The following is a 24323-nucleotide window of genomic DNA, read 5'->3' as shown; positions in this document are numbered from 1 at the left end:
GGAAAACCTCTTCCATCCCCAACTTCTCCAAAGCCGCCGGTACAGGCACGATTCGTTAACGTTGCGCGCGCTTTGCGGCGGCGATGAACTCGCGGAACAAAGGGTGCGCCTTATTGGGGCGGCTCTTGAATTCCGGATGGAACTGCACGCCGACAAAAAAATGGTTGCCTGAAAGCTCCACAGCTTCCACCAATCTTCCATCAGGCGACATCCCGCAAATTTTCAGTCCGTGTTCTTCCATTTCCCGCCTGAATTCGTTGTTGAACTCGTAGCGGTGGCGGTGGCGTTCGGAAACCGCGTCCGTTCCATATGCGTTTTGCAGGATGGAGCCGGGCATGATTTTGCAGGGATATGCCCCCAGGCGCATCGTACCGCCTTTCCTGTCCACACCGCATTGATCGGGCATCAGCCCAATCACGGGATGCAGCGTGTTTTCGCTGAATTCACTGGAGTCGGCGTCGGAATAGCCAAGCACATGGCGCGCATACTCGATCACCGCGACTTGCATCCCAAGGCATATGCCCAAAAAAGGGATATTTTTTTCCCGCGCATATTGCACGGCATGAATTTTTCCTTCGATCCCCCGTCCGCCAAAGCCGCCCGGCACCAATATCCCGCTGCATGCCGCAAGCATTTCTTGCACATTGTCCGGCGTTAGTTTTTCGGAATCGATCCATTCGATATCTACCTGCACGCTGTTTTCATATCCGCCGTGCATAAGCGCTTCCGCAACGGAAAGATATGCGTCGTGCAGCTGTACATATTTGCCCACCAACGCGATTTTCACCCGCCTCCGGCTGTTTTCAATCCGTTCCAGCATCTGTTTCCAGTCCGAAAGATCAGGACTGCCGCATTGCAGGCTCAATTCGCGGCACACAATATTTGCCAGCCCGTTTTGCTCGAGCATCACCGGCGCTTCGTAAAGTACGGGCAGCGTCCTGTTTTCAATGACGCAATCCGGCTTTACATTGCAAAAGAGCGCGATCTTCTGCCGAATCGCCGTATCCACGGGTTCGTCGCTGCGCATGACGATGATATCCGGCATAATACCAAAGGATTGCAGTTCCTTGACGGAATGCTGCGTCGGCTTTGACTTGTGTTCGCCGGAGCTTTTCAGGTAAGGTACCAGCGTCACATGCAAAAACAGGCAATTTTCCCTGCCTGTTTCGTGTGATACCTGCCGGATCGCTTCCAAAAACGGCTGGCTCTCGATATCGCCCGTCGTACCGCCGATCTCCGTGATGACGATATCCGCGTCCGTTTTCTTGCCCACGGCATAAATAAAGCTTTTGATCTCATTGGTGATGTGCGGGATCACCTGCACCGTTTCCCCCAGATATTCACCCTTTCGTTCCTTATCGAGCACATTGGCGTACACCCTGCCTGTCGTAAGGTTGGAAAACCGGTTCAGGTCTTCGTCGATAAAACGTTCGTAATGCCCCAAATCGAGGTCTGTTTCCGCGCCGTCGTCCGTCACAAAGACCTCGCCGTGCTGGTAGGGGCTCATCGTACCCGGATCGATATTGATATAAGGATCCAGTTTTTGCGCCATGACCTTTAGGCCGCGCGCCTTCAAGAGCCTGCCGAGCGAAGCCGCCGTGATTCCCTTTCCCAGTCCCGATACCACGCCGCCCGTTACGAAAATATATTTTGTCATTTTTTCTCCCCTCCGTTATTCATACGTTTCCAACAGCTTCTCCGCTACCTGCCGGCTCGTCATCCGTAGGTCCATCGCCTGCCTTTCAATATAGCGGTGCGCCTGCGCTTCCGTCATACCGAGAACCTCGATCAAAATACATTTTGCACGGCCTACCACACGGATATCCTCGATCTTGCGCTCCAATTCCGCTTTTTCCTCCTGGAACTGTGCAATGCGCCTCCTGCACGCAAGCGCCAGACGGAAAGCACGGTAGAAAAACTTCTGGCTGACCGGCGTGCGCATCACCAGCGCGCCCAGTTTTTCCATGCGGATCACGTCGCGCTCATCCGTTTCGTTCCCCATCACCATCACGATACCACAGGAAAACCCCTGTGCCGCCCTCTCTGTAAGCCGTTCGATTTGCCCGTCCAGATGCGGTGCGTTGATGATTGCAAGCTCCGGATCGTATCGTTGCAGGATCTCCCCTGCCCGCGCGCTGTTTTCTGCCGTGAAGATTTCATGCTCGCCATATTTCAGGATCAGGGACTCAAAAAAGTCCCTGCCCTTTGCCGACTCCGATACGATCAAGATGCGGTTCATGACGTTTCCCTTTCTAATTCTGCGTATATAACAACCTGTATGGATTTTTGCTGTCCGGCCGCAGCACATAAAAATTACTGTCCATAACATTGGCTTCGGTGTGCCCGAACATTTTGCAAAATTCCTTTACATAAGAACGGATATCCGCTAAGTCCTTTTCCCCAGCCCTTTGAATAGTGACCTGCGGCGCAAGGTTTTTAGGCGCTTTCTCGCACCTTAAGTAGATCCTGCCGCCATGCATGCCCACGCCGCAAAAATTCCCTATGGGCTGCGTCTGGTAAAGGCTAAGCACCAGGATCGTTCCCCCCGCCTGGTATTCTCCAAGAAAGCTTCCCGCCGAGCCGCCGACCACGAGCAGCGGGCTTTTTTCTTCGTATTCCTTCATATGGATGCCCGCGCGGTATCCCACATCTCCGTTTACAAAGATCCTGCCGCCGCGCATGGCGTATCCTGTTGCGTCCCCGGAGGTGCCCGCGATATAGATCGCGCCGTCGTTCATGGTGTCGCCCGCCTGATCCTGCGCGTTCCCGTTTACCAGGATCGTACTTCCGTCAAGGTAAGCCCCCAGCGCATTCCCGGGCGTGCCGTTGATCACGATACGCTTGCCGGAAAGCCCGCTGCCGATATAGCGTTGCCCCATGCAGTTGTCGATTACAACCTCTTTTTTCGCCTCCCGGATCCTGTCGTTCAATACCCTGAAGTGCATATCCCTTGCATCTATTCTCATGTCTCTGTTCCTCCCAGCTTTTGCTTCCGCTGCGTCCTTGAAAGCGCCATCAATTGCGGTTTTTGCCTGATCAGTTCATAATCGATGGTACTAAGCGGCGTTTGTTCCCTGATCAGCGCGGTATAAATCCCTGCGCGGGCTACATCCCCGACAAGAATGAATCCTGTGAGCTTTCCGTCTTTTGAAACCAGCTTTTTATAATCCTTACCGCTTTGCGCTGTAAACGCCTCGCCTTCATAGCTTCCCGCCGTGACCATATGCAGTCCGAAGAAACCGATGGCGTTCATGGGAATGGCCTTGCCATACGGCTTAGTCCCGCCCGCCATATTGATGCCTGCGCATTCTCCCTGCATATATGCGTTGGGTAGCAATGCCAGCGGACGCTTTGTCCCTGTCGTAATATCAAGGCTTTCGCTGCAATCCCCCGCCGCGAAGATGTCCGGCGCAGAGGTGGCGCACCACTCATCCGTTTCGATCCCTTTTTGCACCGCGATCCCCGCTTCCTGCGCAAGCTCGGCGTTCGGCTGTACGCCTACCGCAATGACCAATATGTCAAACCCAATGCGCCCGCCGCTTTCCAGTATCGCCGTATTTCCTTCAAAGCATTTCACTCCATTGCGCAAGTACAATACGATCCCCTGATCCTCGATATGTTCCTGCACGATTTCGGCCGCAGCCTCGTCGAGAATGCTGGGCAGTATCCTGTCTGCAAGGTCTACGACCTCTATGGACTTTACCTTATGCGCAATTCCCTCCGCGCACTTTAAACCGATCAGCCCTGCGCCCATGATCAGCACTCTGCTGTTTGCATGCAGCGCCTCATCCAGTTCTTTCGCGTCGCCAAGCGACATAAAGGTATATTGTTTCTCTACATTTTCAAGGCCCTCGATCTTTGGCACAAACGGGCGCGACCCTGTTGCGACCAGCAGCCTGTCGTAATCCACGACCGTCCCGTCATCGAGGAACAGCCACTTTTCGCTTTTTTCGATTTTGGTGACGCTTCTGCCAAGTATCGTTTGGCAGCGCATTTTTTTATAAAAATCATCCGGCCGGTATTTCATCTGCTGCTCCGTTGTCTTTCCGCATAACAAATAGGAAATTGCAGGACGCGAATAGGTGTGGTACGGTTCTTTTGAAATAACTGTGATTGTCCCGCTTGTGTCCTGCTGCCGGATTCCCTCGATGCAGCCTACCGCGGCAGCCGAATTTCCGATGATTACATATTTCATGCTTCCCTCTCCTCAAACACAATTGCCCGATTGGGGCAGCCTTTTACGCACGCGGGTTCTCCTGCCGCGTTTTCCATACACAATTCGCATTTTTGCATCACGCCTGTCCCCGCCGGCATAACCGCCCCGTAAGGACACATCAGGATGCACGTGCAGCAGCCGACGCATTTATCCTGGTCGATGACGATCACGCCGTTCGTTATGCTGATCGCGCCCATAATACAGCCACGGGCGCACAATGGTTCGGCGCAATGTCTGCACGATACCGCAAAGCATATGTCCCCCGCCTCTTCAATGCGGATACGCGGATTGATGTGCACGTCTTTCAACGCTTTTACCATGTCCGTTTCATCCGAATTAGAAAACGCACAGTTATATTCGCACAAGTGGCATCCAAGGCACCATTTTTCGTCTGCATAGATCCGTTTCATGTCCCTATTCTCCCGCGTATTTCACGCCTAATATACTGAGTTCCCTGTCGTTAAGCCCGATACCGCGCAGCATGAGCCGGTTGCCCCGTAGCGCTTCGATGGAGTTGATCCCCATGCCGCCCATCATTTCCTTGATCTCGTGTCCCCACGCGTGCACAAGATTTACAAGCCGCTCGCTTCCGATATCCGGATTCAGGCGCTTTACAAGCGCCGGCTCCTGCGTCGCAATGCCCCAGTTACACTTGCCCGCCTGGCAGCTTCTGCACAGGTGGCAGCCGAGGGCCAATAGCGCGCCTGTGGCGATATAGACCGCGTCCGCGCCTAGGGCAATCGCCTTGACAACGTCGGCGCTGTTACGGATGCTGCCGCCGGCGATGATGGAAACGCTGTTACGGATCCCCTCTTCACGCAGCCGTTGATCCACGCTCGCGAGCGCAAGCTCGATCGGGATACCGACATTGTCGCGGATCCGTGTGGGCGCTGCGCCCGTTCCGCCGCGAAAGCCGTCGATCGCAATGATATCCGCCCCGCTGCGCGCAATCCCCGAAGCGATCGCCGCCACATTGTGTACCGCCGCAATTTTAACGATCACCGGCTTTTTGTAACGCGTCGCTTCCTTGAGCGAATAGACAAGCTGTCGCAAATCTTCGATGGAATAAATATCATGGTGCGGCGCGGGCGAAATCGCGTCGCTCCCCTCGGGAATCATACGCGTACGCGAAACGTCTCCCACAATTTTCTTGCCCGGCAAATGTCCGCCGATCCCCGGTTTTGCACCCTGTCCCATTTTAATCTCGATCGCCGCGCCCGCGCTTAAATAGTCCTTGTGTACGCCGAACCTGCCCGAAGCTACCTGCACGATCGTATTTGCGCTGTATTCGTAAAAGTCCTCGTGCAGGCCGCCCTCGCCAGTGTTATAAAGCGTATTGAGCTTACGCGCCGCACGCGCAAGGCTCGCATGCGCGTTATAGCTGATAGAGCCGTACGACATTGCCGAAAACAGTATGGGAACATCCAGTTCCAGCTGCGGCGGCAGGTTATTTTTTATATTGCCATTCCTGTCCCGCTCCACACATTCAGGTTTTTTTCCCAAATAAGTTCGCGTCTCCATCGGCTCGCGCAAAGGGTCGATGGAGGGGTTCGTGACCTGGGACGCATTGATCAGCAGCCTGTCCCAATATACGGGATAAGGCTTGGGATTGCCCATAGAGGAGAGCAGCACGCCGCCCGTGCCTGCCTGCCGGTAAAGCTCCTTGATATTTTCCCCCGTCCAGTTCGCATTTTCCTTAAAAGTGTGATCCGTCTTCACGATCTTCAGTGCGCGTGTCGGGCAAAGCGAAACACACCTGTGGCAGTTGACGCATTTGCTGTCGTCGCTTTTCATCAGGTTCAGTTCCCTATCGTAGCTATGTACCTCGTTTGCGCATTGGCGTTCACACACACGGCATGCGATGCATTTGTCGGTATCGCGCACCACCTCATGATCCGGATATATAAAATTGATAGGCATATCACGCACTCTCCTTTGGGCTTTTTCCCTGTTCCTTGCCGTAAAGCGTAGCGATGACCGGTTCGCCGCCCCTCGGTGACCATACCCTTTGCAGGTCTCCCTGCACGGCGCGTATCGCGCATTCCTCGCTCGCCACAAACAGCATATCGTCTTTTTCCGCGGCCACCATCGAACGCAGCTTCAGCCTGTCGTTTAAGGCCATCATCCCGCCCTCAAAGCCAAGCAATATCGAAAAAGGCCCCGTCACCAGCATACTGGCGAACATATTGCGCAAATAGCTGAATTGCGCTTTTTTATCCGCTGGCATGTGCTCGATCGTGCTCCAGAACGGCGCCGCGATCACCTGCGCGACCTCCTCAAAGCCGAGGCCCTGCCGCCTGTTCAAATAGTCGATCATATAGGTTATGACCTCCGTATCCGTCAGCAGCGTACATTTATAACCGAACATCTCGATATACCGCCTGTTTGCATCGTAAGACGATATCTCCCCATTGTGCACGACGGAATAGTCCAGCATCGCAAAGGGATGCGCGCCGCCCCACCAGCCCGGCGTATTTGTCGGATACCTTCCGTGCGCCGTCCAGCAGTAGCCCTGGTATTCCTCCAGCCTGTAAAACTCCCCCACATCCTCCGGAAAGCCCGCCGCCTTGAACACGCCCATATTTTTTCCGCTGGAAAAAACATAAGCGCCCCTGATTTGCGTATTGATCCTGATCACGCAGCGGACGGTATACTCCCTTTCATCGAGCTGGCTGTCCGCAAGCCTTACGTGCAGCGGGCTTAGGAAGTAACGCCAGATCAGCGGCTCGTCCTTAATACGCGGATGCTTGCGCGTGGGGATCTTGGAAAGGTTGATGATGTCAAAATGATTTTCCAGGAATTCCTCACATTCCCGTTTTGCTTCCTTATCATCGTAAAATACATGGAATGCGTAATGATCCTTATACTCCGGATAGATCCCATATCCTGCAAAACCGCCGCCCAGGCCGTTGGAACGGTCGTGCATGACCGCGATCGACCGAATGATTGCGCTGCCGTCCATCCTTTGCCCGCTTTTTGAAAACATACCCGAGATCGCGCACCCGGACGGTATCCTGATTTGTCCTTCTCTTTGCATCCTGTGTTCTCCCTTTCCGCATCTTTTTAACATGGTTTATCATACGCCCCCTTGCTATTGCATGTCAAGCACAAAATGAAATATTTAAAACATTTCTTGCATTTTATAATTGTTTTAAACGCTATTCATGCTTATTTATTCCTTTTATTGCAATTAGTTTTATAAAACATTTCATTTTTTTGTTAAAAAGGCTTGACAATATTTGTCCGTGATTTTATAATGAAGGACGTGGACAGCAAGGGCGCTGCGGAAATAAAAAACCTTTCCCGCAGTGTCCTTTCTATTTTATCAAGGCATTGCCGCGCAACGGATATATGCGAAAAAGCAATGCCGGGGAAGGATGGATCAAAATGACAAAAACAACGGAACTGTTCGGCAGTATGGTGTTCGGCGATACCGTCATGAAGCAGCGGCTCCCAAAGGAAACGTACCGTGCGCTGAAAAAGACCATCGAGGATGGCAAGGATCTTGATATCGGCGTAGCCAACGTCGTGGCCAATGCCATGAAGGATTGGGCCGTAGAGCATGGCGTCACACACTTTACCCACTGGTTTCAGCCCATGACCGGAACCACGGCGGAAAAACACGACAGTTTTATTTCGCCCACGCCTGACGGACAGGTCATTATGGAATTTTCCGGCAAGGAACTCATCAAGGGGGAACCCGACGCATCGAGCTTTCCGTCCGGCGGATTGCGCGCGACCTTTGAAGCGCGTGGATATACTGCCTGGGATCCTACCTCTTACGCATTCATCAAGGATGGTATCCTGTGCATCCCCACCGCCTTCTGTTCGTATGGCGGCGAAGCGCTGGACAAAAAAACGCCCCTGCTGCGTTCCATGGAAACCCTTTCCGGCCAGGCCCTGCGCATTTTGCGGCTTTTTGGCAATACGCAGGCCACGCGCGTACTTTCCACAGTCGGCCCGGAACAGGAGTATTTCCTCATTGACCGCAAGCTGTATGAACAACGCAAGGATTTGAAATACTGCAACCGTACGCTCTTTGGCGCCCGGCCGCCCAAGGGACAGCAGCTCGACGACCATTACTTCGGCGCGATCCGTCCACGTGTTTCCGCGTTCATGAAAGAGTTGGACGAGGAATTATGGAAGCTGGGGGTGCTCGCAAAGACCAAGCACAATGAGGTCGCACCCGCACAGCACGAGCTTGCGCCTATTTTTACGACGACGAACATCGCAACGGATCATAACCAGATCACGATGGAGCTGATGCGGCGCATCGCCTACAAGCACGGACTTGCCTGCCTGCTGCATGAAAAGCCGTTTGCCGGCGTGAACGGAAGCGGCAAGCACAACAACTGGTCGATCTCCACCAACACGGGGGAAAACTTATTGGAACCGACCAGCGATCCGCACGGCAACCTGCAATTCCTCTTGTTCCTATGTGCGGTTATCAAGGCGGTGGACGAATACCAGGACTTGCTGCGCGTGTCTGTCGCCAGCGCGGGAAACGACCACCGATTAGGCGCAAACGAAGCGCCGCCAGCGATCATTTCCATGTTCTTAGGAGACGAGCTCACGGACGTACTCACGTGTATCGAAACGGACAGCGACTATATTGATCGTGTGAAATGCGATATGGAGATGGGCGTACATGTGCTGCCCAATTTCAAAAAGGATACCACAGACCGCAACCGCACGTCGCCGTTTGCCTTCACCGGCAATAAGTTTGAATTCCGCATGCTTGGCTCCGCGCTCTCCATTGCCGGGCCGAACATCGTGCTCAATACGATCGTGGCAGAAGAGCTGCGGCAGTTTGCCGATGCCCTGGAAAACGGTGCGGACTTTGAAAAGGATGTGCTCGCCTTGATCAAAAAGACGCTCAAGGAACATAAGCGCATCATCTTCAATGGAAACAACTATTCTGGCGAGTGGGTAACGGAGGCGGAAAAACGCGGACTGCTGAACCTGAAATCGACTGCGGACTGCCTGCCGTATTTCATCCATCCGAAAAATGTGGAGCTTTTCACCAGCCATCACATCTTTACGGAAAGGGAGATGCATTCCCGTTATGAGATCCTCCTGGATTCATATTGCAAGACGATCAATATCGAAGCGGTGACCATGCTGCAAATGGCCAAAAAGAGTATTATGCCTGCCGTGATCGGCTATACGCGCGAGCTGACGGAAACGGCGCTCGCCAAAGAGCAGCTTGGCGTAAACGCGGATACGGAAAAGCGGCTTTCATCCGAGCTTTCATCCCTGCTGTCGTGCTTTATCAGCGCCATCGACCGGCTCGACCAGGCGATGATCAATGTGAAGGATACCGGTGATATCGCGCAGCAGGCCGGCGATTACCGTGAGTATGTATTTGCCGCTATGCAGGAGGTGCGCGGCGTTTCCGACAGGATGGAAACCATCGTCAGTAAAAAATACTGGCCCTGGCCGACATACGGCGACCTGCTTTTCAGCGTATAACAAATTTCATACCGTAACACAAAGGCGTGTATCCGATCTGATTAAACTGACAGGATACGCGCCTTTTAAATTTTTATGAGGGGGTTACATTATGTTTTCAGCAGTTGACACAGTATGGGTTCTTCTGGGCGCAGCCATGGTATTCTTTATGCAGGCTGGGTTTGCCATGGTAGAGACGGGTTTGACCCGTGCAAAAAACGCCGGCAATATCGTCATGAAAAATCTCATGGATTTCTCTCTTGGTTCTATCGTTTTCTGGATCGTCGGGTTCGGACTGATGTTCGGCGTTTCAGCATCCGGCCTCATCGGTACGCCGGATTTCTTCGTGCAGGGAGACTACGCGACGGGAGACATCCCTTCTTATGCCTTCTTCATCTTCCAGACGATGTTCTGCGCGACGGCGGCAACTATCGTTTCGGGCGCCATGGCGGAGCGCACAAAATTCTCTTCCTATTGTATTTATAGCATTATCATCAGCGCCGTCATCTACCCGGTTTCCGGTCACTGGATTTGGGGCGGCGGCTGGCTTGCCGGCCTGGGCTTCCACGATTTCGCAGGTTCGACCGCGGTACATATGGTCGGCGGTGTGGCGGCGCTCGTAGGCGCAAAAATCCTCGGCGCGCGCATTGGCAAATACGACAAGGACGGAAAACCCAAAGCCATCCTCGGGCACAGCATCACGCTGGCCGCGCTGGGGGTCTTTATCCTCTGGTTCGCATGGTTCGGCTTTAACGGCTGCTCCACCCTCTCCGCTTCGGGCGACGCGACGCCCCTGATGGGCAAAATCTTCACAACTACCAGTATTTCTGCTGCCGCGGCGTCCATCGGCGCTATGCTGATCACATGGCTGCGCTATAAGAAGCCGGATGTCTCCATGACACTGAACGGCGCGCTCGCCGGTCTGGTGGCGATCACCGCCGGATGCGATATGGTCGAGCCGTGGGCTGCCGCCATAATCGGGCTGATTGCCGCTTTCGTCGTTGTGTTCGGCGTGGAATTCGTGGACAAAAAGATGAAGGTCGACGACCCTGTCGGCGCGGTGGCCGTACATGGCTTCTGCGGCGCAGTGGGAACCATACTGGTCGGTATTTTTGCCACGGAAGGCGGCCTCCTTTACACAGGCGATGCATCCTTCCTCGGTGTACAGGCGCTGGGTGTCGTGTGTGTCGCCGCCTGGGTCGCCGTCACCATGGCGGTCGTATTCCAGATCCTAAAACATACGAACGGCCTGCGTGTTTCCAAAGCGGAAGAGCTTGTGGGGCTTGATATCGAAGAACATGGCCTTGCCAGCGGTTATGCGGATTTCATGCCCGCCGTAAGCACCGACTTTATCGTGACCAACGACGTGGTGGACGGTCATGCGGCCATCGGCTATACGGACGCCGCGCACGTTACGCCGTCGCAGGCGGTTCCTGTCAGCCATATGCCGTCCGCTGCATCGGAAACGGCGGCTTCCGATGTCAAGATGACCAAGCTGGCCGTCGTCGCTAACCAGAGCCGGTTTGGCGCTCTGAAAACCGCTCTGGAAAATATTGGTATCACCGGCATTACGGTAACGCAGGTCATGGGTGCAGGCATGCAGAAAGGGCATTCCGAATATTACCGCGGCATCCCTGTGAATATCAACCTGCTCCCCAAGGTCAAGGTCGAGGTCGTGGTATGCAGGATCCCTGTCAATACTGTGATCGATGCCATCAAGGAAGCCTTGTATACAGGACACATCGGCGATGGCAAAATCTTCGTATACGACGTCGAAAACGTTATCAAAGTCCGTACCGGCGAAGAAGGCTATGACGCTTTGCAGGACGAAGCGTAAGCATAAAACTCCATCCATACGCAAGACGCTGAAAAGGAACGGTTATGCCGCTCCTTTTTGGCGTCCTTGTAATCATACTATCAATTATCCTTATGCCTTAACACTGCTTCATATACGAAATTTTTTTTACAAAAGCGCCTTATTGTGTTATCATAGTCATAGTATCAAATTCCGCACTGTCGCGCATATTCATGTAAGCCCAGTATGGTTTTACAGAAATATGCGTTTTTTTATGGAAAGATACAGCGGGCTGTTTGGGAAACATTCTATTTTATTGTTCTCTCTACGGCTTAAAGATTATTTTTTAGGAGACAATAAATGCAAGAAACACCTTTTAAAGACCTCGGTATCTCAGATGATATCCAAGCAAGCCTTCGTAACATGAATTTTGAAAAACCCACGCCGGTGCAGGAGCTGACCATTGGGGGCTTTCTGGAAGGAGCCGACCTGTTGGTACAGGCGCCGACCGGAACAGGCAAAACGGGCGCGTTCGGCGTCCCTATCGTTCAGCAGATCGACCGGACGCAGCGAATTTCACAGGCGCTTATCCTGTGCCCGACCAGGGAACTGGCGGTGCAGGTTGCAGGTGTACTTCGTAATCTTGCAAAAAACAAACCCGGTATACGTATCGTCACCCTATATGGCGGCGAAAACATCAGGAAGCAGCTTGACATGTTGCATAAAACGCCGCATATCATTGTGGCTACGCCCGGCCGCCTGATGGATCATATGCACCGTCAAACCGTTCAGCTCAAGAATATCCGTACCGTCGTTCTGGATGAAGCCGACCGCATGCTGGATATGGGCTTTCGCCGGGATATGGAAAAAATATTGCGCGCTACGCCGAAAGACAGGCAGACCGTCTTTTTTTCCGCAACCATCCCCCAGGAAATCTACCTAATCGCAAACCAGTTCTTAAAAAAAGATGCACGTGAAATCCGGGTTGAACAGGAATCCCTGGCGGTGGAAACGGTAAAACAATACTATACGATCATTCCTGTCGGCTACAAAAATGATATCCTGATTACACTCTTAAAAAACAATGATCTCCCTTTGACGCTGATCTTTGTAAACATGAAACACAAGGCGGACAGACTGGCAGCCCAGTTACGGAAAAAGGGATTTAAGGCTGCCGCACTGCATGGAGATATGAGCCAGAATCAGCGTGACCGGGTGATGAAAGAATACCGTTTGGGCAAACTTGATACCCTCGTTGCCACAGACATCGCCGCCCGGGGTATTGATGTCAAGAATATCGACGCCGTCATCAATTATGACGCGCCCCTGGATGACGAAAGTTATGTACACCGTATCGGACGCACCGGCCGCGCCGAACAGGAAGGCGTCGCCTATACGTTTATTAACCAGGATGAGGACGAAATTGACCGGCTGCGGAAGATGATTAAGAATCTCAAGATCGATATATCCCCAACTGCAGATTCGCCTGTCCTTCCCGAACCCGTCAAGCATGTATCGTATGGCCGGGTAAGCGGCCAATCGTTCCATAGCATCAATCCGCGCCGCAGGGGGCGCGGACGCAGATGATAGGTTTACCCAGAAAAAATGCGTATGTGCAAAACAAAACCCGCTAAAAGAGCGGGTTTTGTTTATTCATGTATTGCATTGACTAAATAAATGCCGCAATTTTTTTGCTAAATACCTATTACATAGTTGCTTATTTGGTCGACAACTGACTGCTCAACATTAAACTGTTTTGCAATAGCTATATTCGTCCTTTTGCCATCTATCAAGCTCTTAATAGTTTTCAGCACTTTCCCAACGGTAATAATATTGGTCTTGAATTTTGGATTACCAAGCAAATCAGCTATTGCCATAGAAGTCAGTACAAGTTGCCACGGCTGTTTTGAATAATGGCACTCCGTTGCCGGAGTTTAGTTATCTGTGATTCTAGATTCACGCTATGTTTGGCACGCGTCTGCGAAGACATATCATAAAGAGTAGTCTGTTGAGGCATCTGTATCTGACTATCAAGCTGGCAAGATTGTAATTAGATCTCATTAACGTTGCACAAGCAAGCAAACAAATCGTGACCATCAGCGACGGTTGCATCAGCGCGGAGTAGTATTTTATGATATTGACTTAAGAGTATTCTTCAAGGAACACTCTTAAGCTGTTTTGTACAGACCACCGTCAAACGATATACATTTGCGCAAGAATATTGTATACGGCGCGGAGGACGGCGAATACACAATAAGTCAACGCCCATCAATTGAAAAAATCTTAGATGTAGCGAGTCCCTCCTGCGAATCATGGTAGGACAATCTTTCAGTCCTCCGCCTTATTTTCTCTTTTTGAAAACAAATATAATTATAATCACCGCTGCCGTACCAGCCATCAATAAGACCCACGGCGTCAAATTAACATCATCACCGGTCTTAGGTACAGCGCTCGGCGGCGTACTAGAAGTAGGCCCCGGCGTCACACTGAGAGTGGGTCCCGGCGTCATACTGGTAGTAGCGCTGGATGTGGGTTCTGGCGTCACGCTGGGCGTGGGTTCCGGCGTCGCGCTAGGAGTAGAACTGGACGTGGGTTCCGATGTCACGCTGGGAGTAGGCTCTGGCTCTTCGTGTTTCATGGTAAAGTCCAAACGGAAAACAAAACTCGTACCCATGTTTGCTGTTTCACTTGACGCTTCCCACCCCATACCGTAAGCCCACTGGACGCTCATACTTTCACCGGGCGCTAAAACGACCGTATCGCTAGGCGGTATTGGCGCTTTGGCAAAACAATCATCCTCTATAGACGATGGCGGAAAGACATTATAGCTGGATGCGTCCGGGAATGAATATCCGTTGTTATTCTCAAAATCAGTTATTGTCGAGTAAGGGCAAAGCGTTTGAACCGTCCCATCCGGCTCAGTGATTTGCAATTGAAACATAAGCCAACGACTCATCACTGCTACATAATTTACATACGTGTCTTGCGGAGTCTGAGTGAGGTGCGCATACGAAAATACCCAAAAAGGTTGTTCGGAAGGATCCAGTACAAAAGTTTTATCCGTATCATTTGTTATTGTTGCAGTAGACAAATAGATATCATTCGGCACTAGAACAGCCGCTACCACAGAGGTCGCATTGTAGTCGATGACATAATCATCACCATTCTTCGACACTGTTGCCGCCCCGCCAGCAGATGTCCCGCCAGCGGCCTCTGCATCACTAAACAGCACATCTCCCGCTGCCGTACGCGGAATCAATGAATAATAACTGTCATTATCCGGGCTGGAGTCAGGAACCGCCATTGCGTGAATCGGCACGGCAAAAAATGCCAACAATAAAATCATCGTCAGCGCAGGCATATATGGCTTTCTTTTCATTTTTTGACCTCCTATTTAGCTGATTGAAACTAAAATTGTTTGGAATCAGACGGAAATGTCATGTTTTTCATAAAAAAGCTGCTCCTTTTCTGTTTTGCTTTCTTATGGAAGACTATATAACTTACTTAATACCCCATTTTGCAATTCACAAAACAAAGGGGCTGTCTCAACAAAGAAAAAGTCCCGAAGTAAAAATACACCATAAAACCCGCTCTGATAGCGGGTTTTATGGCTGCGCATCTATTTCGTCAGCACATTATGGTGGAGCCGACCGCGAAGCTGTCGAACTCGATAGTATCGTCAGCCAGCTCCTCAAATGATACTTGTTCAGCAATTCCCTCGAAATATGGCCCCGTGACGATGATCCTGTCATCGTAGACGAAGATCTTGTCTACAAAGTATTCCAGAACTTTATCACGGATATCATCATCGAACATATCAGGGTCACTGTATCTCTTGAAATATGCCTCGATGCTGTGTGCATCCTGCATCAGTTCACTTCGTGCCCGTTCAGCCTCGATAGAATCCTGCAAGCCTCTTTTCCTCGCTTCCAGTTCGGTCAATCGCTTCTGCGTAGTCTCTGAGAAGATACCCATCTCAATGGCCTTGACAAGGTTATCAAGCGCCTTTTGTGTGTCTTTCAGCTCGGCTTCCATACTTCCGATGTAATCCGTCTTCTTGTAGTGTTCCTCATAGTATTCAACCGCAGCTGTCGCCAAGCGGAAAGAATTCTCGGAGTCTGCAAGAATGCCGTACAGCACATTCAGGACGGCTTTTTCAATCACGTCCTTCCTGACAGGTTTCTTACTGCATTGATGCTGACGCTGACCAGCACAATAATAATAGTAATGCTTTGCGAGTGTATGACTTGTGCCTGATACTCCTTGCATTGACTCACCGCAATAGCCACAGAAAAGTTTTCCTGTCAGCCAGTAGCGGGGAGCTTCGTCTTCATCAAGACCAGCAGCCCTCTGAGCGCCCTTGCGCTTATTCTGAACAAAACGAGCCTGGACTTTATCGAACGTCTCTTGTGAGACCAGAGCAGGAATGCCGTTCGGGATGACGATATCACCGTACTTGTACGTTCCGATATAAGCCACATTATGGAGGATATGCCTCAGGCTGTTTATGGTAAATTTTTTGCCCTTCACAGACCGCAAACCGTCATCGTTCAGTTCATTCATGATGACCTGTAACGGCTTGCCCCCAGCGTAATCAGCGAAGATGCGCTGAACAACTGGCGCTGTATCAGGGTCTATAAGAATTTTCTTGCTGGCTTTCTTGCCCTCTTCGGGCTTATAGCCAAGCGTCGGATGCCCGTTATAGAAGCAGTTCTCGGCATTATATATCATGCCGCGCCTGATATTCTGCTTGAGTTGCTGTGAGTAAAACTCTGCCATCGACTCCAACAGTCCTTCAAACAAGGCGCCTTCTGGTGTTTCAGACGGAATTGGCTCAGCGACATAATGTATTACACAGCCTGCATCTCGAACAATTTTCTTTGCAAAAGCCGATGTATTACGGTCCCTGGCTATTCTGTCCGTCTTCCAGACGATCAGAGCGGCGGGGCGGATATGCCCCACCTCTGATAACATCAGCTGGAACTGCGGACGGTCATCGGAAGTGCCCGAAAGAGCAGCGTCGGCGTACTCCTTCATGATCGTAAAGCCGTGAGCTTCTGCGTACTTCTCAGCCGCCTCACGCTGCTGATCAATACTGGCCTCATTCTGTGCATGGGAACTGTATCTGTAATAGGCGATAGCAAGGTTATTATTGTTCTGTACGAACTTCTTTTGTTTTGCCACTATGTCACCGCCTTATTAACCAGAAATAGCAAAAAGCTTTTCCATGTTATCAGATGCATCTTCCATAACTTCACGCATGTATACATCCATATACTCCCAATTTGGATCTCCATCTGACAAAGCAGGGAGCTTTACAGTTTGAACCAGAATTGTTTGCGAATTGATTTGGTCATTATATGAAAACTTTGTCAAGGCAGCTCTCAAAACAGTTGCAATGAATAAACCGTTCATCTCTGACAAATGCTCATTGTGAAGCAATAGAATAGCAGAGCCAGCACCGCCGCGACCGAGAAAATCCATAGGTTGATAAAAAGCCGAACCATCTAAAGGACTAACAGAAATACACCCCTTTGGATCAAGGATTTCTCCTTCTTTTGGCTCACACCACTTTACAACCCCGTTATTATAATTGCCCGAAGCAACAAAAGGAACATCACCGTCTTCATAGTGAGCTTGAGAACGAGCCACAGGGCGACTAACACTAAACAAATCACCAATCTTAAACTCTTTCCATGTGCTTGTATCAATCCGTTCCATCTGCATCACCTGCCTTTATAGAAATGCTAATATTACCGTCTGACATACTTATCTCGCTGGAGTACATAGCCGCTGTAAGCAGCTTGTCTCCGAACTCTTTTGCGTCAATTCCCTGCTGGAACATCAGATAATCCATAGCCGTCTTCCTGAAGTCCTCTTTGAAAACTTCAAAAGGCTTTTCAGGCATCTGATAGGAAAGGTGTTCACTCGGCTTAATCCACTGCGCCGTTCCGTGCGTATCGTCGCGGAGCTTCTTGATACTATCCACCCAGTACCGCTCTATAGCAGGCCAGCGATGTCGTACATCATGACGACCTTTGTTCTTGACTGTTTCCAGACCATCCGTCTCGATATAACAGCCGAAAATTTCATTTTCACCTTGCGGAACACCAGTCTCAAACACAAAGATAGAAGTTGTCACACCTACGCCGAAGAACAGGTCTTCGGGCATCTTAATAATCTTTATGAGCCTGTGATTCTTCAAGATACGTTTAATCTGCGTCTTGCTTGCTTTTTCCAGCTTCTTATCGGGAAGGATAAACCCGCACATCGTATGTGCTGGAACGCTATCAAGCATGTTCTCTACGATGGTCATACAGCCGTATTTATTCTCATAGGGCGGATTCATCAGCACCTTTGTGATGCTCTTCTTGGCAATCCATTTACCCGCCTCTTCCGTCCTGGCATCCATCTGTTCCAGATTAGTCTTTCCGTCCTTATGGATCAGCATATTCGCACAGGCAAGGGCATAGATTTCTTTATCGAACTCTATACCGTAAAGCTGTTCACGCTTTATCTCTGTAGCCTTTTCCGTCTGTACGCCGCCTGCTTCCTGTATCATGTTTGCCATGGACTTCACAAGGAACCCACCAGAGCCACAGCAGCCGTCCAGAACACGATCATCCTTATTTACTTCCAGAATCTTATACATGAAATCTGTAATATGTTCAGGCGTAAACACCTGTCCAGCCTCAGACTTCTTCTTATAGCGGTTGAATTCATTGAAGAAGATACCCATAACATCTTCACCGCGCCAAGCATCGGAGTTGAGGCAGTCAGAAATTTCTGTGACCCAATCAATGAACTCTGTTATCAGATCCTTTACATGCTGCTGTTGCTTTGCATCTTCGGAACTGACATCAAGGTTCATCTCAATCCTTGCGAAAACATCTGTCAGAATACCAAGTTTGCGGTTCTGCTGCTTATCACGAATAAGCTCTTTGTTCAAGCAGTTCAGAATAGCATTATGGAATTCGGAATAGTCCATTCCGCTGACCATCAGTGCATTGTACCTCTTCGCAACTAACGCACATGCTGTAAAAATCATGCGGTGATACAGGTTCTTAATGCCAAAGTCAAAATGCAGGCAGTTGTTGATCTTAGCTGTCAACTCGTAGATGTGTTCTTTGTCAATCGTGTCCACTGTGAAAAGAGCAGCATAATACTCAAGGCGTTGCAGTTGCTTTACTGTATCAACTTCCTCATGGTTCATGAAAACACGGATATCCTCGCCGTTGTAGAGGATACCAACAACTTTTTCATACTGGCTCTCGATAATCTTGACATTTTTCAAGACTTCTTCAACTTGTTTATCACCAAGCGGAATATATGATGCTTTCGTTTCGAGCACCATAGCTACATCAGCATGATTGTTCGGCAGATACCAGCCATCAGGCTTGTCTGCTACACCTGTAAATCCAAGCTGATTAAATGTTGTAAGCTGTCCTACACCAGAACGGGCACTATCTTTATCTTCAAAGCCGAGAATTCCACGCGCTAAGTCGCGGACTTCGTCTTCTGTCATACGTTTAGCCACGCTTATCAGCCTCCTTCGCCCTGTATTCTTCCAGCCAGCGACGGATAAGCTCAGACACCGAACAGTCGTTGTCCAGCGCAGCCTGCTTCAAGGCTTTCTTTTCTTCCTTCGTCATCGTGACGGTGATATTTTCAAGATTACGTTCTGCCATAATATGACCCTCCGTGAACTCTCTGTGTGTTCGTGTAGTAGTGTAACACAAAAACCGTGGTTTTTCAAGACGCTATAATAAAACAATCTGTGTGAAAATATGGACAACTTTATGAAGTTGCCCACATTACGCACACAGACTACTACTGCTTCTGCGTTTCATCCTCAGACTTACTTCCAGCCATCTCTTCGACCTGTCTTGCAAGTCCCGCATCATATTTATGCATCTTAGCAATATCACGCTGATAAACGTCTTCGAATGATTCACCCGTACTCTTGATCCAATGAGTTTCCATGAAATGTTTACGGCTTTCATCTCTATCAGCAGACTTCTCAATTCGCTCCACCATCGAGCGCATATTATCAAGAAGAGCCTGACGTTCTTTTTCCCATCTCTCATGAGCAAGGCGTTCACGCTCTTGCTCTTCCTTGACAAGCCGTTCCTGCCATGCATTCATTTCATTACGTAACGCATCTGCTATTGAAACATTCTTTTCAGGCACTTCGATTTCATCATCTTCGTGACCTTCACCACGCATTATTCTCACCATAGCACGGAAAGACTCTTCGATAATTCGCCTTGACTCATCAATCCTTTTTTCCTGCTTATTCAGAACATCACGATTATGATTGAGTATATCAAGTCGTTCTTGATCTGCCTTTCTGCTTCGCTTCGCGAGTTTAATAACTTCCTGTTTCTCATTATTTGCTTCCGCGTGTATCGCTTCTGCATCATCCATCAACTTTTCAGCCGTCCGTCTGATATGCTGATTGACTGATTTTCCAGACTGCCCACGCTTGAAATCGCGTTCAGCCTTGTAATCGGAATCCACCTTCGCACGGTCGAAATCGGTGACATCCAGATCATCCATATCCCAGCCACGCTCACGCATAAGAGCAGGGAACTTCTTGTTAATTGTCACCAGCAACTTCGCGTCAATCGTGGTTCCGCAATAATGACCATTTTCGTCCAGCGAAATACCTAAGTCATGAAAATGTCCATCAGGCTCTTCACCATCATCGGCAGGAACACCTTCGTCCTTATGGAATGCGGTCATCCTGATATTTTCCTTTCGGAAAATCGGAGAGATGAGCCCCATGCATTCCTGGCAGTCCTCATGGAATTTCTTATACTGTGCCTGTGTCCAGTCTCGGCAAACTTCAGCAGGCGGATTATAAATCACAGCCCATCCGATAACGGCATTGTGTTGCAATCCCTTTTCTCGGATGATCTCTTCGCCCGTCTTTGTCTTGCCTTTCACCTGAACACGATACTCAGAAGCCTCTTGCTCCATCACATCCCAGAACTCTTTTCCGCTCCTATAACCTTCATATTCATTCTGGTTGGAGCGAGTTCTGTCCAGTGTGTCGCTGAGAGACGCTCGTTCATATCCTGCTTCCATCGCAATCTTGCGACCGTTTGCTCGGTGCTTCTGTCCTGCTTTCGGTTCCCCTCGGACAAGACCCATCACCTGAGGCGCACATTTCCAGCCCATTCACATCACTCCTTCCTCGTATCGTCCGAAGACTGTTTACAGTCCCAGTATAATGTCCTCTGGGTCTGTAAACAGACCCTCCGTCCTCCTGCCGTCAGCGTCTTCTTATGGGCGCTGCCCCTTGCCAGACGGCTCACCCTGTCTAAGCGTCGTTGCCGGAACGGCAACTGACGCTACGTTTCCAGATGTCGCTTTGCTCTCAGCCAGCTTCCTTGCGATGTAATCGAAGTAGCTGTCATTACCGTTCTGGAAACGCAATCGCTTCGCAAACTCGATGAACTCCAAAGCATACGCAATGTCCTTCTGTCTCCTTGCATCAGCTTCTGCCTGCTCCTCCAACTTCTTCAGCTTGCGTGCTTCCTTTCGAAGCCCAGCAAGTTTCTTCTGAAGCTCATCGGCCTCAGCAGTAATTTCTTCACTCGATTTAATTCTGCTCGACATATTTAAAATCTCCTTTCGAAATAAAGAACGCCCCGATAAGATACGGAATTTCCGTAAATCCTATCAGGGCGACGCTTTTCAGCACTCAGATACCTTTCGGTAAATCGACCAACAGTTTTGTCTGGGTATGTCAGACCCGTTATTCAGTTATCACTATGAGTATAATCGAGATGTCTTAGAAGGCAAGAGGGTGGATTATAAATCTCCCAGCCAGACAAGTTCAAGCGCTCCGCGAATGACCTTCTCATTATAGCGAAGAATCATGTTCTCATAACCGTAATTATGGATAGCCCTCTCGATATCAGAGAAATCCATATCATCCAGAAAGCCCTTCTGATAAGCAGTCTTATCATCAGTGTCCAGATACTTGTAAAACTTCTCACGGTTCAAATGTGAAACGAACTCATCCCAGAACCAGTGAGCGAAATCCACCAACTTGTCAAAGCAGGCTTGCTCGTCCTTAACCATCTCATTAAGGAACCGTTCTTCTGCATCTGCTTTAATCTCGTCAGCGGTCTTATATTCACCGTAGCCGTCGGCTTTCAGTATGGCAAGAACCTCGTCATCAGATTTGTCAGCGAACGGATCCGACTTGATGTTCTCGACTATCAAATTGTGTGCATTGACCGCATGAGTGGAGAGCAAACGTTCTGCCCTCTGGAAGAGGTCAGGACGACTATTCAACTTCCTTGCCAGTTCACCAAACGACCCTCTGACCTGACGCCATGCCCTGTACTCGGAAAAGGCATCCCCGCCGAGATACCCCTCGTTCAACATGATGTCAAAGTAGTCCGCATGGATGGGTATAATAATCGGGAAGCGTCTGTTTGCCTGTGTCGGGTCTGGGTCACCTTCTTGAACAAGTCCACGCAGAAAGTCCCGATAGTCCTGTGTGCTGGTCACAATATTGACCGCATTCACAAGCCTTATATCCCCGTACTTCTTATGCTCGCGCTTGTTCTTCGGGATTATATCAATCGTTCCCAGAACACTTTCATAACCGCCCAGCGCATCAACAAATGTGTCCGCGCGGAACTCTGACCAGATGATGACGGGTTGTCCATCATATCCGCTAAACGTGACCTTCTTTGAGCCTATCTCAAAGTAAACATCATCGTCATATTCCATGTTCGAGAACAGGGCTTTTGCCAATGAATGAGCCATTGTGTCCTTACCCGTTCCGCTATTACCGTAGATGTAATAGTTCACACGGAACGGTGGCATCGGAGCGTTACGGTTAAGATACTCAAGACGCAATTTCTGTAACGTGGTCAGTTCTTCTTGATAGAGAGTAGGATAGCGGTCGATAACCTCTCGAATGGTCATACCTTTGTAAAGAACAGAGTTCTTTACGTATTCCTTCTCGGAGAGCGGACGTTCGTATTCCGTCTTACGGAGAATAAGAGCCTCGACCTCGGTCTGCCAGTCGAAATTTGCCTTTACCTCATCCACGCCGTACTCGTACTTTCCTTTGAGAGCTTGATGAATATCTGAATGACGAAGGTACTCGACGCAATCAATAAAAGCCCCGCGCCCCTTCGGAATTTCAACCATGTTCTCAGGTATATTCAACCACTTTGCTATCGTGCTGGCAGGATAAGCATTATTCGCCGTCTCTATCACAACGTGCCAATGAACGCCCTTCGGCTTATTCAGATCAGCGTCTGTGTATGTCCCACGCCCAGTCTCAATATCAGACTCAGTCACGACGTCTTTATCATGCTTAATATAGGCATATCTGGTGATTGTCTTATGCTTCATGCAGGCAAGAATATTTGCTTCTGTAAAGTTCAGGCAAGCACCCGTCTTCGGATTATACTCATATTGCAGGCAATTAAAGATTCGCCCGCGCGGGGTCTTATCACCTGATGCCTGAATTGCAACTGTATCGTCTGCCATGGAATCACCACCTTTCACTCCGTAGTATACACATACACAGTTAAAAAATCAATATTAACTGTGTATTTTTACGAAATATACACAGTTGTACACAGTTTGCACAGTTAGATGTCGGCGCCCCCCACAAGCCCAAAAGCGGGGGCGCGTGTAGTGTAGGAGCGGAAACTTTTCGGTTCGGTATTGTTTTATACACAGTTGTACACAGTTTACACAGCATAATAGTTTTCTGTGTATAATTCTCGCCAGAAGCGGGAATCTACGAAAACTGTCAGAAGCATACAGTCATTAACGCTCGATATTTTCATCAGAACGACTTCCCCCTGTATAAACCCCGTAGAAAGCATGAAAACCCGCTTCTGTTAAATGAGAGACCCCAAAAAGGCATAAGAAAAGAGGCCAGCCTTATCGGTTGACCTCTATTTCTATTGCAAGCGCGAACATGTTTCTGATGAAACCGAGTTCAACGCTTCGTATTCTGGTGGAGGCGGCGGGAGTCGAACCCGCGTCCGAAAGCCTGCCCGACCGACTTTCTACAAGCTTATTGGCTTTTGTTAAATTCCCTCTTTTAGGCCCCCAGCCACAAAAACCGTAAGAGGTAGCTTCATAAAATCCGTATTGCCGCAAAGCTTTGGCAATATAGTACCCTGTTTTAAATTTGCTCCCGATTCTCTCCCAAACAGGAAAAGAGAGGTCGGAAGGCTGCTATTTAATTAAGCAGCGAGCAGAGCGGGAGAACCCACCTCTGCAGTTTTGTTTGTTTTAGCATTTGTATTTAAGTCAGATTTTTTAACGCAGAACTTCTGAAACTGCGGCTTGCTTATCGGCCTCACAAATGCCCCCGTCGAAACCATTTACGCCCCCATATTCAGTTGTATAGAAAGGATGTTGTTACATCCTTCTTTCCATATCCCTCTTAATCGCTTTTTCCTTAAGGTCGTGCCGCTTGTCGTAAAGGTGTTTGCCCCGGCATACGCCGACCTCCAGCTTGACCTTTCCCGCCTTAAGATACATCTTGAGCGGAATAAGCGTGAGCCCCTTTTGCGACGTGAGGCCCAACAGCTTCATGATCTCGCGCTTATGAAGCAGCAGCTTGCGCACCCGCAGCGGATCGCGGTTGAAGATATTTCCCTTTTCGTACGGGCTAATGTGCATGTTGTTGACAAACGCTTCGCCGTTTTTCACTTGCACATACGAATCCCGCAGGTTCACCTTCGCCATGCGGCAGGATTTGACCTCCGTGCCCACGAGCTCGATGCCCGCTTCGTATTTATCGTCTATGAAATAATCATGCCACGCCTTTTTATTTTGCGCGAGCAGCTTTACCCCGCTCATAACTCT

19 protein-coding genes and 1 other RNA gene are annotated in these 24323 nt (G+C 49.8%); 3 read left to right on the top strand and 17 right to left on the bottom strand.

Features of this window, described 5'->3' with window-relative positions; genetic code table 11:
* Positions 1-55 precede the first annotated feature (55 nt).
* Genes BN6471_RS07050 through BN6471_RS07020 form a run of 7 tightly spaced genes read right to left on the bottom strand, consistent with a single transcriptional unit; the run spans position 56 to position 7253 of the window.
* Positions 56-1657: a CTP synthase gene (locus BN6471_RS07050; protein ID WP_066647014.1), complete on the bottom strand. Its 1602-nt coding sequence runs from the start codon at positions 1655-1657 to the stop codon at positions 56-58.
* A gap of 15 nt (positions 1658-1672) precedes the next feature.
* Positions 1673-2239, bottom strand: a complete 567-nt coding sequence (locus BN6471_RS07045; protein WP_066647012.1) for an ANTAR domain-containing response regulator — start codon at positions 2237-2239, stop codon at positions 1673-1675.
* Between the two features lie 13 nt (positions 2240-2252).
* Positions 2253-2966 (bottom strand): GltB/FmdC/FwdC-like GXGXG domain-containing protein, encoded by a 714-nt coding sequence (locus BN6471_RS07040; protein WP_066647006.1) that lies wholly within the window; start codon positions 2964-2966, stop codon positions 2253-2255.
* Complete coding sequence (locus BN6471_RS07035) at positions 2963-4195, bottom strand: NAD(P)/FAD-dependent oxidoreductase (protein ID WP_066647004.1); 1233 nt, start codon at positions 4193-4195, stop codon at positions 2963-2965. The genes BN6471_RS07040 and BN6471_RS07035 overlap by 4 nt, the downstream gene beginning before the upstream one ends.
* Entirely contained in the window at positions 4192-4626 is a 435-nt protein-coding gene (locus BN6471_RS07030; protein ID WP_066647002.1) for a 4Fe-4S dicluster domain-containing protein, read from the bottom strand. Before BN6471_RS07030 ends, BN6471_RS07035 begins: the two co-directional genes overlap by 4 nt.
* A 4-nt stretch (positions 4627-4630) precedes the next feature.
* A complete protein-coding gene (locus tag BN6471_RS07025) occupies positions 4631-6136 on the bottom strand; it encodes a glutamate synthase-related protein (protein ID WP_066646998.1) in 1506 nt (501 codons plus the stop codon).
* 1 nt (position 6137) lies between these two features.
* Complete coding sequence (locus tag BN6471_RS07020) at positions 6138-7253, bottom strand: class II glutamine amidotransferase (RefSeq protein ID WP_066649901.1); 1116 nt, start codon at positions 7251-7253, stop codon at positions 6138-6140.
* A gap of 350 nt (positions 7254-7603) precedes the next feature.
* Between BN6471_RS07020 and BN6471_RS07015 the strand changes: the two genes are divergently transcribed.
* The 3 genes from BN6471_RS07015 to BN6471_RS07005 all read left to right on the top strand — a co-directional run bounded on the left by BN6471_RS07015 (position 7604) and on the right by BN6471_RS07005 (position 13049).
* A complete protein-coding gene (locus BN6471_RS07015) occupies positions 7604-9688 on the top strand; it encodes a glutamine synthetase III family protein (protein WP_066646994.1) in 2085 nt (694 codons plus the stop codon).
* A gap of 91 nt (positions 9689-9779) precedes the next feature.
* A complete protein-coding gene (locus BN6471_RS13240; RefSeq protein WP_066646993.1) occupies positions 9780-11504 on the top strand; it encodes an ammonium transporter in 1725 nt (574 codons plus the stop codon).
* A gap of 318 nt (positions 11505-11822) precedes the next feature.
* On the top strand, positions 11823-13049 hold the full coding sequence (locus BN6471_RS07005; protein ID WP_066646991.1) for a DEAD/DEAH box helicase: 1227 nt from the start codon (positions 11823-11825) through the stop codon (positions 13047-13049).
* 754 nt (positions 13050-13803) lie between these two features.
* Here BN6471_RS07005 and BN6471_RS13080 read toward each other — a convergent pair.
* The 10 genes from BN6471_RS13080 to smpB form a co-directional block, all read right to left on the bottom strand.
* Positions 13804-14841, bottom strand: coding sequence for an LPXTG cell wall anchor domain-containing protein (locus tag BN6471_RS13080; RefSeq protein ID WP_066646987.1), 1038 nt, complete (start codon positions 14839-14841; stop codon positions 13804-13806).
* Between the two features lie 248 nt (positions 14842-15089).
* Positions 15090-16646 carry a recombinase family protein gene (locus BN6471_RS06990; RefSeq protein ID WP_082903386.1) on the bottom strand — a complete coding sequence of 519 codons (1557 nt, stop codon included), beginning with the start codon at positions 16644-16646 and terminating at the stop codon, positions 15090-15092.
* 15 nt (positions 16647-16661) lie between these two features.
* A complete protein-coding gene (locus BN6471_RS06985) occupies positions 16662-17183 on the bottom strand; it encodes a restriction endonuclease subunit S (RefSeq protein WP_066646982.1) in 522 nt (173 codons plus the stop codon).
* Entirely contained in the window at positions 17170-18999 is a 1830-nt protein-coding gene (locus BN6471_RS06980) for an HsdM family class I SAM-dependent methyltransferase (protein WP_066646979.1), read from the bottom strand. The genes BN6471_RS06985 and BN6471_RS06980 overlap by 14 nt, the downstream gene beginning before the upstream one ends.
* The gene (locus BN6471_RS12655) at positions 18992-19150 is read right to left on the bottom strand and encodes a ribbon-helix-helix protein, CopG family (protein ID WP_082903385.1); all 159 of its coding nucleotides are present in this window, start codon (positions 19148-19150) and stop codon (positions 18992-18994) included. The genes BN6471_RS06980 and BN6471_RS12655 overlap by 8 nt, the downstream gene beginning before the upstream one ends.
* A gap of 142 nt (positions 19151-19292) precedes the next feature.
* Positions 19293-20645, bottom strand: coding sequence for a hypothetical protein (locus BN6471_RS06975; RefSeq protein WP_066646978.1), 1353 nt, complete (start codon positions 20643-20645; stop codon positions 19293-19295).
* Between the two features lie 105 nt (positions 20646-20750).
* Entirely contained in the window at positions 20751-21086 is a 336-nt protein-coding gene (locus tag BN6471_RS06970) for a hypothetical protein (protein ID WP_066646975.1), read from the bottom strand.
* A gap of 195 nt (positions 21087-21281) precedes the next feature.
* Positions 21282-22985, bottom strand: a complete 1704-nt coding sequence (locus tag BN6471_RS06965; RefSeq protein ID WP_066646972.1) for a P-loop NTPase family protein — start codon at positions 22983-22985, stop codon at positions 21282-21284.
* 476 nt (positions 22986-23461) lie between these two features.
* Positions 23462-23846, bottom strand: a transfer-messenger RNA (tmRNA) gene (gene ssrA, locus BN6471_RS06960).
* A 27-nt stretch (positions 23847-23873) separates the two neighbouring features.
* Positions 23874-24317, bottom strand: coding sequence for an SsrA-binding protein SmpB (smpB, locus tag BN6471_RS06955; protein WP_066646969.1), 444 nt, complete (start codon positions 24315-24317; stop codon positions 23874-23876).
* Positions 24318-24323: the final 6 nt, after the last annotated feature.

The organism is Christensenella timonensis, from assembly GCF_900087015.1.
Classification (GTDB): domain Bacteria; phylum Bacillota; class Clostridia; order Christensenellales; family Christensenellaceae; genus Christensenella; species Christensenella timonensis.
The sequence above is the reverse complement of the archived record's forward strand: the minus strand, read 5'-3'. Positions and strand labels throughout refer to the sequence as shown.

What these genes read in the sequence shown, in the direction of transcription:
- BN6471_RS07050 (WP_066647014.1), bottom strand. Translation starts at nt 1,657, where the DNA reads ATGACAAAATATATTTTCGTAACGGGCGGCGTGGTATCGGGACTGGGA.
- BN6471_RS07045 (WP_066647012.1), bottom strand. Translation starts at nt 2,239, where the DNA reads ATGAACCGCATCTTGATCGTATCGGAGTCGGCAAAGGGCAGGGACTTT.
- BN6471_RS07040 (WP_066647006.1), bottom strand. Translation starts at nt 2,966, where the DNA reads ATGAGAATAGATGCAAGGGATATGCACTTCAGGGTATTGAACGACAGG.
- BN6471_RS07035 (WP_066647004.1), bottom strand. Translation starts at nt 4,195, where the DNA reads ATGAAATATGTAATCATCGGAAATTCGGCTGCCGCGGTAGGCTGCATC.
- BN6471_RS07030 (WP_066647002.1), bottom strand. Translation starts at nt 4,626, where the DNA reads ATGAAACGGATCTATGCAGACGAAAAATGGTGCCTTGGATGCCACTTG.
- BN6471_RS07025 (WP_066646998.1), bottom strand. Translation starts at nt 6,136, where the DNA reads ATGCCTATCAATTTTATATATCCGGATCATGAGGTGGTGCGCGATACC.
- BN6471_RS07020 (WP_066649901.1), bottom strand. Translation starts at nt 7,253, where the DNA reads ATGCAAAGAGAAGGACAAATCAGGATACCGTCCGGGTGCGCGATCTCG.
- BN6471_RS07015 (WP_066646994.1), top strand. Translation starts at nt 7,604, where the DNA reads ATGACAAAAACAACGGAACTGTTCGGCAGTATGGTGTTCGGCGATACC.
- BN6471_RS13240 (WP_066646993.1), top strand. Translation starts at nt 9,780, where the DNA reads ATGTTTTCAGCAGTTGACACAGTATGGGTTCTTCTGGGCGCAGCCATG.
- BN6471_RS07005 (WP_066646991.1), top strand. Translation starts at nt 11,823, where the DNA reads ATGCAAGAAACACCTTTTAAAGACCTCGGTATCTCAGATGATATCCAA.
- BN6471_RS13080 (WP_066646987.1), bottom strand. Translation starts at nt 14,841, where the DNA reads ATGAAAAGAAAGCCATATATGCCTGCGCTGACGATGATTTTATTGTTG.
- BN6471_RS06985 (WP_066646982.1), bottom strand. Translation starts at nt 17,183, where the DNA reads ATGGAACGGATTGATACAAGCACATGGAAAGAGTTTAAGATTGGTGAT.
- BN6471_RS12655 (WP_082903385.1), bottom strand. Translation starts at nt 19,150, where the DNA reads ATGGCAGAACGTAATCTTGAAAATATCACCGTCACGATGACGAAGGAA.
- BN6471_RS06975 (WP_066646978.1), bottom strand. Translation starts at nt 20,645, where the DNA reads ATGGGCTGGAAATGTGCGCCTCAGGTGATGGGTCTTGTCCGAGGGGAA.
- BN6471_RS06970 (WP_066646975.1), bottom strand. Translation starts at nt 21,086, where the DNA reads ATGTCGAGCAGAATTAAATCGAGTGAAGAAATTACTGCTGAGGCCGAT.
- BN6471_RS06965 (WP_066646972.1), bottom strand. Translation starts at nt 22,985, where the DNA reads ATGGCAGACGATACAGTTGCAATTCAGGCATCAGGTGATAAGACCCCG.
- smpB (WP_066646969.1), bottom strand. Translation starts at nt 24,317, where the DNA reads ATGAGCGGGGTAAAGCTGCTCGCGCAAAATAAAAAGGCGTGGCATGAT.